Here is a 12,766-nt window from a genome sequence, read left to right as displayed (position 1 = left end):
ATAAGCATAGAGTTATGAAAAATCTTATTGTTACAAATGAGGAGGGCTGAATTATGGAGTATAACAAGCTGTCTAACGAAATAATTGCCAAGCTGCAGGCCTTGGTTGGCGCACAAAATGTTGTGACGGATGCAGGGCAGATGGAAATATATGCCCATGATGAAGTGACTGACCCGGCATATCATCATATGCCTGAGGCAGTGGTGTTTGCAGAAAATGCGCAGCAGGTAGCAGCTGTGGTGAAGCTGGCGAATGAATATCACTTCCCGGTTGTGCCGCGTGGCGCAGGCACAGGTCTTGCCTGCGGTGCAGTGCCTATTTATGGCGGTGTAGTGCTTTCACTCGAAAAGATGAATAAGATTATCGAGGTTAATGCCGATGCTATGTACGCGGTGGTAGAGCCTGGTGTGCGTACATCCGACCTGCAGGCGGCAGCTGCAGCTAAGGGTGCTTTTTATGCTGGTGACCCCTGCAGCGGTGATTCCTGCTTTATTGGCGGTAACGTGGCAACTAACGCCGGCGGCAACCGTGCGGTTAAATACGGCACCACGCGTCATCAGGTATATGCTGTGGAGGTGGTTAATCCTACCGGCAAGATTGTGCAGCTGGGAGCACGCCTGCAAAAGCAGACTACAGGCTACTGCTTGGAGCAGCTGGTTATTGGCAGTGAGGGTACCTTGGGTATCATCACGCAGATTACTGTGAAGCTGCTGCCGCTGCCTAAGTACAGCATGGATTTGTTGGCAGTTTTTGAAGCGCCGGAGGACGCCATCGGCACAGTTAACAAGCTTATTATGGCCGGTATTATGCCTACCTGCGTAGAATATATGGATAATATCACTATCAAATCTGTGGAGCGTTATCTTGGTACAACGCTGCAGGGCAGTGAAAAGGGCAATTATCTTATCGTGGAGGTAGAAGGCACCAGCGAGGACGACCTGGATGAAAAGGCCTGCACGATGGATGAAATCTGCTCCGAAAATGGCGCCGGTGATGTATTGGTGGCAGAGCACGATAAAATCTGGCAGGCACGCAAGGCCTTTGCCGAAGCGGTGCGTGCTGAAAGTCTGATTGTCTGCAAGGAGGACGTTGTCTGCCCGGTAGACCACGAGCCTGCGCTACTGGCGGAAATCCTGCGTCTGGCAGAAAAATATCAGCTGGTAACACGCATTGCCAGTCATGCCGGTGATGGCAACATTCATTTGAATATCCTGAAGCAGGAGGCTGAGGATTATGCTGATTGGGATGCCAGAGTAAAGGCTAACCAGCAGGAGCTGTATCGTTTTATTTATGCACATGGCGGCCGTTTGAGCGGTGAGCATGGCATTGGCTATAAACGCAAACAGCTGATGCAGGAATTTACTAATCCCGATGAGCTGGAAATGATGCGTGCTATTAAAAAAGCCCTGGATCCCAATAATATCCTGAATCCGGGCAAGATTTTCGATATAGAGTAGTACAAGCTTAGATAAAGAGGCATTGCCGAAAGGGAATGCCTTTTTCAATGTGCGGTAAATTTTTTAGATATAGCACATAAAGCATATTGGGTTTAGGAGAAATGTTCGAAAAACATCAGAAAATAGCAAACAAAAATTCATAAAAGCATTGACAAAGTTCGCGCCTAATACTATAATATAAGCAAACAGAGATTTATTAGGTGGTGATAGATATGAAAAGGTTTTTAACTATTATCTGCTGTGCTTGCTTACTTTATGCTGGCTATAGTGCTGTGTTTGCTGACGAACCTGTTTACAAGGAATATACTGTGACTGTTGCTGATGGCGAAACGCTGTGGGATATTGCCGGACGTCATACAGAAGAACGTGAGGATGTGCGTGAGGTTATTTTCCGCATTGCGCAGGCTAATAAGCTAAAATCTAAGACTATTTATCCCGGTCAGGTATTAAAGGTACCGCTGCGTGTGCATGATAGCGGTCTGATGGTAGCAGAAAATAAATGATAGCAAAATAGTATGAGCAAAATATAAAGGCTGTTGTACTTGCAGGGTAGTACAACAGCCTTTTTGTGCTTTAAAATCGAGCTTGTGGGTGAATTTATCTGTCTGAGTAATCTTTAGGGATGCGCTTTGGGTATAAGGGAATGTTAGGCTTGCGCAGTAACAATCTCGTTACTTTAATTTCACAGAATACTTGCAAGGCTTTTAACGCCGCTTGTCGAATATAATAAGTATTCGAGGAGGTATGCGTTATGCGAAATAAAAAATGGATTGCAGCAGCACTTGTGTGCGGTTTTGTTTTAGGTAACAGTATGCCTGCGGCGCAGGCCGGTATTTTAGATAAGGTCCTCAAGGGCGGCGCTATCGGTTATGCTGTAGATGCTACCGCTCCGGCGTTGAATAATGCAATTAACTCTGTAACGGCCAAATACGGTGTAAGCTCTACAGATGCGACGAAGGTAGTGCCGATTATTTCTGTTGGTGATGGCAGTCGTGCCGGTGCAGCGCAGGTTTCAGGACCGCAGTCTAAAGTAGACCAGGTAAAGGCGGCGCTGATGATCGAGCAGACGCTTTTGGGCGTGCGTTGTAAGGTGCTGATTCCGGTAGATAATGTGTCTTATCAAAATGTTAACCGCGTGCAGGGCGTTGGCGTGAGCGCTTCGCTGGACGTAAAGCTTTAAAAAGAGTGAAAATGGCATAAAAAACCAGCATATCATATTGATATGCTGGCTTTTTTTATGAAAAGCTTATTCGTTTACTTTGTACCAGAAGGGACGCAGGAAGTGCAGATAGCATACCTCGTTAACTTCAGGACCGGGATCACGGCGTCCGATTTGTACGCGGATTTCCTGATCACCGATTTTTACCAGATAATCGATTATTTCGCCCAGGAAGGCCTTGCGGATAACTATACCACGCACGCCGTTGGGATCGGTTTCGCTGGTAAAGCGGATCTCGGTCGGACGGCTGGCGAGGTTGAAGACAGTTTCGCCGCGCATACGGTCCGGGATAACAAGTGCGGACGGCAGTGCATGCTGTGAGCCTTTGATGAAGGCCTGGTTTCCTTGCCAGGTAACATCAGTGAAGCTGGATACACCGATGAAGCTGAAAACGAATTTGTTGGATGGGTTGTTGTAAACATTGAGCGGTGTATCAATCTGCTGCATAACACCTAATTTCATAACCAGGATACGATCAGAAAGTGCCATTGCCTCGGATTGGTCATGTGTTACGTAAATAATGGAGAAGCCATATTTACGCTGCAGGTCTTTGATTTCAAAGCGCATTTCCTCACGCAGATGCGGATCCAGACTGGAGAGAGGCTCATCAAGCAGCATTACGTCAGGATTAATAGCCAGCGCGCGTGCTAAAGCAACGCGCTGCTTGCCGCCGCCCGACAGGTTGGCCGGGCTGTCTTCTGCTGATTTCAGCAGGTTGGTGGCAATGAGGGCATCACGGGTGCGTTGATCGATTTCACTCTTGGGCAGTTTGCGCAGACGCAGCGGAAAAGCAACGTTTTCGTAAACGCTCATGTGCGGCCATACAGCAAAAGCCTGGAAAACCATGCCGAAATTACGGTTTTCCGGAGGTGTATAGTGATGCTTTTTAGGTGAGGAAAGCAGGCGGTCGCCTACCCATACTTCACCGTCAGACAAATCCTCGAAGCCTGCCACCATGCGCAGGGTGGTAGTTTTGCCGCAACCTGATGGTCCCAGCATGGAGAAGCATTCACCCTTGCCGATTTCCAAATTCAGGTTATTGACAGCGGTTACATCGCCAAATTGTTTGGTTACATTTACTAAACGGATATAGGACATAATTAACCCTCTACTTTCTTGGTAAAACGATTAATCAGCATCTGACCGACTACAATCAGGATCAGGGCGATACCTGCGAGGGCTGTAGACATAACCGTTTCGCCGTCCTCGTTTAAGGTATAGATAGCAACACCAATGGTTCTGGTGGTAGGAGCATACAGCATAATGGATACGGTTAATTCGCGCAGTGCCGGCAGGAAAATCAGGAAGAAAGCACTGATCATACCGGGCTTAACTAAAGGAATAACAATATCCTTTAATGATTGCCACATGGTTGCGCCGCAGGAGCGGGATGCTTCCATCAGGGAATCATGCACCTGTTCCAGGGCTGCAGAGTTAGCCTTCAGAGAGAAGGCCATGTAGCGGGCGATGTAGGCTACAAGAATAATCCATACTGTGTTGTAGAGGTTAACGCCAAATTGGCCGCTCCAGGCAAGGATTACGCCGAGGGCGATAACGGAGCCAGGTACGGAGAAGGGCAGCATGCCCAAGAATTCCAAAATACCTTTGCCGCGAACCTTCATCTTAACAATTACATAGGAAATCATAACACCGGCAAACATAGTGATAATTGCTGCTGCCAGGCCTAAGCTGATACTGTTGAAGATAGCGTCTTTGGTAACTTCATATTCAAAGAGAATATATTTGTAGTTGTCCAAAGAAAGGTTTTCCATTGTAAAGGGCAGGCCGTAGGTCTTAACGCCGCCTACAAGGAAGATAACTGCCGTAGGCAGCAGAATCGTGAAGGCGATGTAAGCCAGGCAGAAAAACAGCAGCGGATAACGCAGGCCACGCAGTTTGAGCTCCATAGGACGGAAGCTTTTGCCGCCGATAATCTGGTAATGGCCGTTGCTGAGAATTTTTTGCTGTGCCCAGATAATGCAGGCTGCGGAAACAACTAGTACGGTTGCCAGTACGGTACCGGTACGGATAGATTCAAAGCTGCCGCCGCTCTGGTGTATCTTTTCATAAATAAGTGTCGGGATGTTGTAAATACCCTGTTCAATACCCAAAACAGCTACAGTACCGAAGTGAGCCATGGAGTAAAGCATAATCAGCAGCGCGCCGCTCATGATAGATGGCATAACCAGCGGAATGGTGATTTTGCGGGTAATCGTAAACAGGCCGGCACCGGAAATACGGGCAGATTCTTCCAAGGTCGGGTCCATACGTTCCAATGCACCGCAAACCTGGATAAATACGAACGGGAAAAGATACATAACCTCTACGGCACTGATGCCATGGTAGGTGTAGATATCGAAAACCGGACCGGAAAAACCGAAGGTTTCGATAAAGAATTTGTTGATATAACCGGAGTTAGGAGATAAAAGCATTTTCCATGCTAATGCACCGATGAATGATGGCAGCATAAAGGGTACCAGGAAAAGGCTTTTCATAAAGTTCTTATAAGGCAGGTCAGTACGTGTTACCAGCCAGGCAAAGAAGGTACCGACAATAGTACTGCCGATAGTGGTCATGCTGGCGATAATCAGTGAATTGATGAGGGCCTGGAAGGTTTCAGGCTCGGTGAGTACTTCATAAAAGTCGTGGCTGTTGAAGGAGCCGTCAACAAAGAATGCGTTAAACAGAATCAGAAGTACCGGCCAGGCAACGAAGATGACCAGTACGGCGATAGAGATAAAAAGAATCAGCTGAGCTACGCCAAAGCCGGAATCTTTTTTGATGGTGCCTGTGCTCATTATTCCTCTACCTCCTTCAATTGCTCTGCATCAAACCAGAGCAGGCTGCGGAAGGTGATGTAGCATTCGTCGCCTTCCTTAAACATCAGGTTGTTATTGATAGCTTCATGCGTCAAAAGCTCTGTACGCAGGCTTTCGCCGTCAATATCGATGGCATAGTCCATGGTTGCGCCCAGGAAGTTGGCACGATGGATAATACCTTTCAGTCCGGGGCCTTCACGGTGGATTTCTACATCTGAAGGACGGAAGGCTGCTACCCAGGCAGCTGCTTTGCCCTGAGGTGCTTCCCAGGGAACCTCCTGAGTGCCGTTGCCTACGACAAATTTACCGTTAGCTTCCTTGACTGCCAGGAAATTAGCAATGCCCATAAATTTAAAGATGAATAAATCAGCAGGCTTTTCGAAAATTTCGTAGGGAGTGCCGATTTGGCGGATATGTCCCTGGGCATCCATAATAGCAATGCGGTCAGAAATAGCCAGTGCTACTTCCTGATCATGGGTTACATACATAACGGTGATGCCGAATTTGCGCTGCAGTGCTTTGATTTCAAAGCGCATTTCTTCACGCAGGTTAGCATCCAGGTTACTCAGGGGTTCGTCAAGCAGCATTACGGACGGGTCAGATACCAAGGCTCTCGCCAGAGCTACACGCTGCTGCTGTCCGCCGCTGAGCTCGGAAGGAAGGCGTTTTTCCAAACCCTTCATGCCGACTATTTCAACCATATCCATAACCAGCTTGTCGATTTCATCTTTAGGGCGCTTTTCCATTTTCAGCGGATAAGCAATATTTTCGTAAACCGTCATGTGCGGCCATACTGCGTAATCCTGGAACACGATACCAAGACCGCGTCTTTCCGGGGGAATATATTCGCCGCTGCTGCTGTCGGCAACAGTAGTATTATCAATACTGATTTTACCGGCATCCGGAACCTCGTGGCCTGCAATCAGGCGGATGAGGACAGTTTTGCCGCAGCCGGAAGGACCAAGCAGGGTAAAGCACTCACCTTTTTTGATATTCAGGTCCAGGTTTTGCAGCACCTGGTGCTTAGCGTACCCCTTGGCGACATTTTCAACTTTAATAATGTCTTCCATTCTACATAAAACTCCTTTTTGTTGAAAAAAGGCGGTACAGGTCAAACCTGTGCCGCCATTGCTTTGACTTACTAAATTTGACTGAGCTTGTCTGAAGCTTATTTCTTAACCTGCATAATATCAGAGAACTTCTTAATGGTCTCTTCTTTGGTCTTCACAGCTTCTTTGTAATCAATCTTAATGGATTTTTCCAGAGCAGCCTTCGGAGCCGGCAGATTAAATTTAGCAGGGATTTCTACGTCCTCGCGTACAGGGATGGTGCCTTGCTGTGCAACCAGGGTTTGTGCTTCTTTGCTCAACAGATAATCAACAAACTTTTTAGCAGCATCCAGTTTAGTGGTGCCTTTGAAAATAGCTACCGGGCTGGGAACTACCAGGAGTTCAGGCGGATAGCACATTTGCAGATGAGCACCTTTGGCAATCTTAGCGTTGGTGATATAGTCAACTGCTAAGGAAGAAACAAGCTCGCCAGAAGCGGTATCGTCGATAACTTGACCGGAGCCTTTACCGATGCGGCCGCCGTTAGCTTTGATATCTTCGAAGAATTTCCAACCGAATTGTTTTTCCAGCAGTGCTACGCTCATGTAAGAGGTGCCGGAAAGAGCAGGGTTAGCAATACCAAAGCCGTTTTTGTATTCCGGTTTCAGCAGGTCAGACCATTGGGTTGGAGCAGTTTTGATTTTATCGGTGTTGATGATGATGCCCAAAGTACCGAGACGTGCTGCATGGAAGGAGCCATCATAATCGGTGAACGGGTTAACAGTTTCTTTTAATACCGGGCTTTGGTATTTTTCCAAAATGCCCTCATCTTTCATTTTATAGAAATCAGGAACTTCACTGGTCCAGATAACGTCTGCCAAAATTTTGCCGCTTTGACGTTCAGCAGCGATTTTAGCCATCAGCTTGCCTGCGCCGGCAGACTGATAGTCGACATCAATGTCCGGATTTTGTTTTTTGAAGCCTTCAACAATGCCTTTAATCAGAGATTCCTTCATAGAGGTGTAGATGATAAGCTTTTTGTCATTAGCAGGAGCAGCCTTTTTCTCTCCGCCACCACCGCCGCAACCAGCTGTAAGCATAGTTACGAGCATTACGAGCAACAGTGCCCATAAACTAGTTTTCTTTGCCATTGATAAAACCTCCTTGGATATACCGCAGCAATTGCTGACGGCTGTTATTACTGTCCCGGTTTTGCTTACTCATTGCCTACAAAAACGCGACAATACTTTACTTAAATTTAACATAAATTTTACTAAACTGCAAGATAATTCCCGAAAGTCATACAGTTTTTTTGAGGTTGGCAAGCATTGATGTTGTGTAATCTGCTTTCACGAAGTGAATTCTTATCATTAGAATGTATCTAAACATGTTTGCAACAAAAAAAGACCGGCAGTCAAGCTGCCGGTGCAGGAGCGTTTTAAACAATTGGAGTGACGTTGAGCGCCATGAGACCATGCTTGCCGCGCGTCAGATGATAGGAAACACGCTGGCCTTCCTCCAGGCAGCGGTAGCCGTTCAGGTGGATGGCAGAAAAATGTACGAAAATCTCCTGACCATTGCCTGCAGTGATAAAACCATAGCCTTTATTGTTATTAAACCATTTTACTGTACCAATACTAAGCATAAGCGAGCACCTTCTTCAATAAATATTATTCTAACAGCTGTTGTAAGAGATTATAGCACACAATCTAACAGAATACAAGCAATATTCAGAAAATTAAAAATTAAAAATTAGAGTAAGAAAAATCTTACTCTAAAATGCTCCATTTGTCGAAAATATGCAGCTTATTGCTGTAAAGCTGTATCCAGCGGCCAACGAGGATGGCAGCAGCAATTGTACCTACGCCAACGCCGCGCATGGCGCCGAAGTGCATAAAGGAAATTGCCAGGCTGATGGCAACGAGTGTGCAATCAAAGCAGTTTTTGATGATGCTGAATTTAATTTTGCTGACGAAGGCGATAACCAGGACAATGCCTTCACCGGCAGCAACGAAAATTTTGGCGCGGATGCAGAGAAAAACACCGAAGGCAAGGATGATGGTGCTAAGGATGCAGTCAAACCATTGCCAAAACAAAGTATCCGGTTTTACCCAGCTCAGCAGGCTCATCGAAAAATCTATGCAGTAGCCGAAGGCGAGCAATGTTACTAACTGTCCCAACAGCTCACGCCAGTAAATTTGCCGCAGCAGAATGGGCTGGGCAATAATAAAAAGCAGATTCAAGACAATAGTTATTTCGCCGATGCTCCAGGGCATGAACATACTCAGAACCCAGGGTACACTGGAAATGGGCGATGTGCCTAAATCGGCCTTGCAGGAAAGAGCGATGCCAAGTGTCATGGTAAAGATGCCGACGAGAAACATAAAGCAGCGCTGCGGAAAATATTGCTTGTGCAAGCTAAGAACCCCTTTGAAAAAAATAAAAGACGCTTATGTACGGCAGGCGTTGCTATACAAGAGCGTAATATATATTATACCATTTTTGTATGAAATACACAATACGGCTTGTCGGCGGGTGTAAAGCCTTTGCTTTTCAGCGGTTGATGTAGTACAATAATATATTGAAGAAATATATCCATGAAGGAGGATAACCTGTGATTCGTAAAACATCTGCCATGGTGGAGGCCGGTATTTTAGCTGCCGTTGCTATCGTTATGGCTTTGATAAGTATGTATGTGCCTGTGCTGGGTGCTTTCGTCAATTTCGTCTGGCCTCTGCCTATCGTCATCTGTGGCTGCCGTCATGGCCTGAAGTGGAGCATTATGACACTGCTGGTTGCTACCGTGATTATCGCGATGATTATCAGCCCGATTAATGCCTTTTTCCTGGCGGCAATTTTTGGCCTTTTGGGCCTGATCTTGGGCGAGTGTATGCGATGTCATCTGCCGCCGATGAAAATGATGCTTTATGGCAGTGTTGGCGCAATAATTGCGCTGATTCTGAATATCGTGCTGAGCTTTTTGGTACTGGGCATTGACCCGATTGAGATGATGTTCAGCTCCTTCCATCAAAGCCTGGAGCAGCTGACGGTTTATTACCGCGAGCATGGCATGAGTGAGGCTGATATCAAAAAGACTGTCGACGGTTATGCTGAAATGCTGCGCATGATGCGCATTATCATGCCGGGTGCATTCATGATGTGTGCGCCGCTGATGGCTTTTGTAAACTACATGGCTGCCAAAAAGATTTTGACGAAGCTGGGTGAAAGCTTTGAAGCCTTCCCGCCGTTTACGATGCTGCAGGTTCCCGGCTGGATTTTGTGGCCCTATGCTGCGTCTTTGTTTGCAGTAACCTATTATTATCAGCATGATCAGGCCAGCTGGATGTATACGGTGTCGGTCAATGTGCAGACTGTCTGCAGCTTTGTGCTGGTTTTGCAGGGCATTGTGCTGCTGTACTGGTTTGTCGAAACCAAGCATAAGCCGCGTTGGTGGGCTAATATCGGTGTAGCGTTGCTCTTTATTGTACCTATCTTTACGCAGATTATGGTTTACGTAGGTGCCTTTGATATTGTTATGGATTTTAGGAAAATCCGTCCTGCAAGCAGATTCAGAAAACAAAATTAAAGTTCGGCCGCCTGTGCCGGATTTGAGGTGAAAATAATGTTCAGTAGGTTTAACCGGAATATGAATTCCAAAGCGGATACTAATATTTATTTGCTGATAATTGTGCTGCTGGCAGTATTGGTCTGCTATCTGCAGCCCAAGCTGATTTTTCCTGCACTGATTCTTTTTGGCGTTATCTACTATTTCAGTCGCCAGAACCTTATCAACAGGGAAATCTTCTTCAGCAGCTATCTGGATAATATTATCCGCAATATTGAACGTACCAACCATTTTGCGGTGCGCAAGCTGGATGTGGGGATTGCTGTTTTTTCTAAAGACGGCAAGCTGCAATGGAAAAATGAATTATTTGCCTCCTGGACCGGCAAAAGCAATCTGGAGGGCAAAAAGCCGGAGGAAATTCTGCCGTTGGCGCAGAATGCCTTTGAGCTGATGCGCGTGCGTGATGGTGAACAGGTTATCCAACTGGAGGACCACTATTACCGTATGCGCTATTACAGTGTAGAAACGCAGGAGCATCATAACAAAAAGGATGATACTTCCAGCGGTCTGATGTTGTTTTTGACTGATGTTACAGATTATGAGCTGCTGCGCCAGAAATGCAGCAATGATAAGCTGTGCCTGGCCTATGTGCGCTTTGACAACTATGAAGAGGTTATGCGTGGCCTGAGTGAAACCAATATGGCCAATCTGAATGGTGAAGTCAATGAGCTGCTGACGAAGTGGGCAGCCTCCAAGCAGGGCTTTATCTGCCGTATGAATAAGGAAAGCAGCCTGATGGGCTTTTCGCAGTCTGCCGTAATGGATATGATGGAAGATAAGTTCATGATACTTGATAAGGTGCGTGAAATCCGCAGCGGCAACAAAATACCGCCGACCGTAAGTATTGGTGTAGCTTGCGATGGTGTGACGCTGGAGGAGCTTATCGGCAACGCCAATAAGAGCTTGTATCTGGCATTGGGACGCGGCGGCGACCAGGCTGTTGTTATGAAGGATAAGAATACACAGTTCTTTGGCGGCACGAGCAGTGTTGGTGCTAAAAGTACGCGTGTGCGTGCACGTATTGTCGCACAAACGATTCATGAGCAGATGCTGCAGGCTGACCGTATTTTTGTTATGGGACATGTCAACGAGGATTATGATGCCATCGGTGCTACCATTGGTATGGCCAAGCTGGGCCTGTCGCTGGGCAAGGAAACATTTATTGTTAGCAGTGAGCATAACGCCTATTATAAGCGTATTACCGAGGTGCTGGATAATGAGAACATCATTCTTTCGGCTAACGAGACCAAGTATATAGATATAATGTATAGCGGCGCAGATGCTTTACCGCTGATGACCAATAAGAGTCTTCTGATTATCGTCGACCATCACCGTGAGGTGCTTTCTGCCAGCAAGGCAGTGCTGCAGGCAGCCAAAAACCGCATTATTATCGACCATCATCGTCGTGCTGAGGATATTATCGGTGATACGACGTTATTGTATCTGGAACCGTCCAGCTCGTCTACTAGTGAGCTGGTTACGGAGCTGATAGGTTATTTTGATGACAGGCTGGATATTACACCGGCGGAGGCCACTGCCCTGTATGCCGGTATTGTGCTGGATACGAAAAACTTCAATGTGCAGACAGGTGAGCGTACCTTTGAGGCAGCGGCGCTGCTAAGGCGCTGCGGTGCTAACCCGAATCTGGTGCGCCTGCTGTTTAAAGATGATCTGAGCTTTGTACAGCAAAAGGCTAAGCTGATAGCCAGTGCTAAAATGCCGATACCGGGCTTATCCATTGCGATTATGCGTAATGCTGATAATGATACTATGTCTTCCGTGCTTGCCGCGCAGACAGCAGATACTCTGATTACCATTGAGAGTGTAGCTGTAGGCATGGCAATTGTTGAATATAAAGATGGTTCCCTGAGCATAAGTGCCCGCAGTGACGGCAGCGTCAATGTGCAGGTAATTATGGAAGAGCTGGGCGGCGGCGGTCATCAGACGGTGGCCGGTGTGCAGCTGGCAAATAAACGTGCCAGGGATGTAGAAGCGCAGATTATTGCGCTGACTAAAAAACAGTTAGAGGAGTGTCGAACAGATGAAAGTAATTCTTTTACAAGATGTTAAAAGCTTAGGCAAAAAAGGTGAAATTGTAGAAACTGCTGAGGGCTATGGCCGCAACTACCTGCTGCCGCGTAAACTGGCTAAGGAAGCTACCGCAGCTAACCTCAATCAGGCTAAACAGGACCAGGCAACCGCTAAGCATCGTGCAGCTCAGGCTAAGGACGAGGCTGTTGTTTTGGGCGCACAGGTAGAAAAGGTTGTAGTAACCATGAAGGTACGCGTGGGTGAAAACGGTAAAATGTTTGGCTCCGTAACCTCCAAGGATGTTGCTGAAGCTTTGATTAAGCAAACCGGTCTGAACATTGACCGTCGTAAAATTGAGCTGAAATCCGCAGTTAAGGGCTTAGGCGAATACACTGCCGTTGCTAAGCTGCACACCGATGTAACTGCTACCTTCAAGGTTATGGTAGTTGCTGAATAATTTCAGAGCGAAGCTGATGTATGTGGCAGTCGCCGGTGGCGGCTGCCGCTTTTACTTTGTTGACAAGGCTTTAACTGTTTAGTACAATGAAATAGTTAGTTTTTTTATT

General features: G+C 46.7%; 12 protein-coding genes. 6 read left to right on the top strand and 6 right to left on the bottom strand.

From position 1 onward, the window contains the following. Positions 1-53 precede the first annotated feature (53 nt). From Q0G26_RS04960 to Q0G26_RS04950, 3 genes are all read left to right on the top strand, one after another. Entirely contained in the window at positions 54-1,457 is a 1,404-nt protein-coding gene (locus tag Q0G26_RS04960; RefSeq protein WP_293829006.1) for an FAD-binding oxidoreductase, read from the top strand. A 212-nt stretch (positions 1,458-1,669) separates the two neighbouring features. Continuing rightward, positions 1,670-1,960, top strand: a complete 291-nt coding sequence (locus Q0G26_RS04955; RefSeq protein WP_293724767.1) for a LysM peptidoglycan-binding domain-containing protein — start codon at positions 1,670-1,672, stop codon at positions 1,958-1,960. 248 nt (positions 1,961-2,208) lie between these two features. Beyond that, complete coding sequence (locus Q0G26_RS04950; protein ID WP_293724754.1) at positions 2,209-2,637, top strand: hypothetical protein; 429 nt, start codon at positions 2,209-2,211, stop codon at positions 2,635-2,637. Positions 2,638-2,703: 66 nt separating this feature from the next. Here Q0G26_RS04950 and Q0G26_RS04945 read toward each other — a convergent pair whose 3' ends face one another. The 6 genes from Q0G26_RS04945 to Q0G26_RS04920 form a co-directional block, all read right to left on the bottom strand. Next, entirely contained in the window at positions 2,704-3,774 is a 1,071-nt protein-coding gene (locus Q0G26_RS04945; RefSeq protein ID WP_293693702.1) for an ABC transporter ATP-binding protein, read from the bottom strand. A 2-nt stretch (positions 3,775-3,776) separates the two neighbouring features. Beyond that, positions 3,777-5,474: an iron ABC transporter permease gene (locus Q0G26_RS04940; RefSeq protein ID WP_293829005.1), complete on the bottom strand. Its 1,698-nt coding sequence runs from the start codon at positions 5,472-5,474 to the stop codon at positions 3,777-3,779. Then, positions 5,474-6,565, bottom strand: a complete 1,092-nt coding sequence (locus Q0G26_RS04935) for an ABC transporter ATP-binding protein (protein WP_293813525.1) — start codon at positions 6,563-6,565, stop codon at positions 5,474-5,476. Before Q0G26_RS04935 ends, Q0G26_RS04940 begins: the two co-directional genes overlap by 1 nt. A gap of 98 nt (positions 6,566-6,663) precedes the next feature. Next, entirely contained in the window at positions 6,664-7,695 is a 1,032-nt protein-coding gene (locus Q0G26_RS04930) for an ABC transporter substrate-binding protein (protein ID WP_293829004.1), read from the bottom strand. Between the two features lie 287 nt (positions 7,696-7,982). Beyond that, complete coding sequence (locus Q0G26_RS04925) at positions 7,983-8,189, bottom strand: cold-shock protein (protein WP_021719170.1); 207 nt, start codon at positions 8,187-8,189, stop codon at positions 7,983-7,985. 124 nt (positions 8,190-8,313) lie between these two features. Then, positions 8,314-8,961, bottom strand: coding sequence for a DUF6198 family protein (locus tag Q0G26_RS04920; RefSeq protein ID WP_293829003.1), 648 nt, complete (start codon positions 8,959-8,961; stop codon positions 8,314-8,316). A 197-nt stretch (positions 8,962-9,158) separates the two neighbouring features. Here Q0G26_RS04920 and Q0G26_RS04915 point away from each other — a divergent pair, with 197 nt between their 5' ends. The 3 genes from Q0G26_RS04915 to rplI are packed head-to-tail and all read left to right on the top strand — an operon-like array spanning position 9,159 to position 12,657. Next, complete coding sequence (locus tag Q0G26_RS04915) at positions 9,159-10,130, top strand: YybS family protein (RefSeq protein ID WP_293829002.1); 972 nt, start codon at positions 9,159-9,161, stop codon at positions 10,128-10,130. A gap of 60 nt (positions 10,131-10,190) precedes the next feature. Continuing rightward, positions 10,191-12,239, top strand: a complete 2,049-nt coding sequence (locus Q0G26_RS04910; protein WP_293829001.1) for a DHH family phosphoesterase — start codon at positions 10,191-10,193, stop codon at positions 12,237-12,239. Next, a complete protein-coding gene (rplI, locus tag Q0G26_RS04905; protein WP_021719166.1) occupies positions 12,211-12,657 on the top strand; it encodes a 50S ribosomal protein L9 in 447 nt (148 codons plus the stop codon). The genes Q0G26_RS04910 and rplI overlap by 29 nt, the downstream gene beginning before the upstream one ends. Positions 12,658-12,766 lie beyond the last annotated feature (109 nt).

Source organism: uncultured Phascolarctobacterium sp. (assembly GCF_934190775.1).
GTDB lineage: Bacteria > Bacillota > Negativicutes > Acidaminococcales > Acidaminococcaceae > Phascolarctobacterium_A.
The sequence above is the reverse complement of the archived record's forward strand: the minus strand, read 5'-3'. Positions and strand labels throughout refer to the sequence as shown.

Bases quoted from the DNA above. Each gene is read 5' to 3' on its own strand.
- Q0G26_RS04960 (WP_293829006.1), top strand. From the start codon at position 54: ATGGAGTATAACAAGCTGTCTAACGAAATAATTGCCAAGCTGCAGGCC.
- Q0G26_RS04955 (WP_293724767.1), top strand. From the start codon at position 1,670: ATGAAAAGGTTTTTAACTATTATCTGCTGTGCTTGCTTACTTTATGCT.
- Q0G26_RS04950 (WP_293724754.1), top strand. From the start codon at position 2,209: ATGCGAAATAAAAAATGGATTGCAGCAGCACTTGTGTGCGGTTTTGTT.
- Q0G26_RS04945 (WP_293693702.1), bottom strand. From the start codon at position 3,774: ATGTCCTATATCCGTTTAGTAAATGTAACCAAACAATTTGGCGATGTA.
- Q0G26_RS04940 (WP_293829005.1), bottom strand. From the start codon at position 5,474: ATGAGCACAGGCACCATCAAAAAAGATTCCGGCTTTGGCGTAGCTCAG.
- Q0G26_RS04935 (WP_293813525.1), bottom strand. From the start codon at position 6,565: ATGGAAGACATTATTAAAGTTGAAAATGTCGCCAAGGGGTACGCTAAG.
- Q0G26_RS04930 (WP_293829004.1), bottom strand. From the start codon at position 7,695: ATGGCAAAGAAAACTAGTTTATGGGCACTGTTGCTCGTAATGCTCGTA.
- Q0G26_RS04925 (WP_021719170.1), bottom strand. From the start codon at position 8,189: ATGCTTAGTATTGGTACAGTAAAATGGTTTAATAACAATAAAGGCTAT.
- Q0G26_RS04910 (WP_293829001.1), top strand. From the start codon at position 10,191: ATGAATTCCAAAGCGGATACTAATATTTATTTGCTGATAATTGTGCTG.
- rplI (WP_021719166.1), top strand. From the start codon at position 12,211: ATGAAAGTAATTCTTTTACAAGATGTTAAAAGCTTAGGCAAAAAAGGT.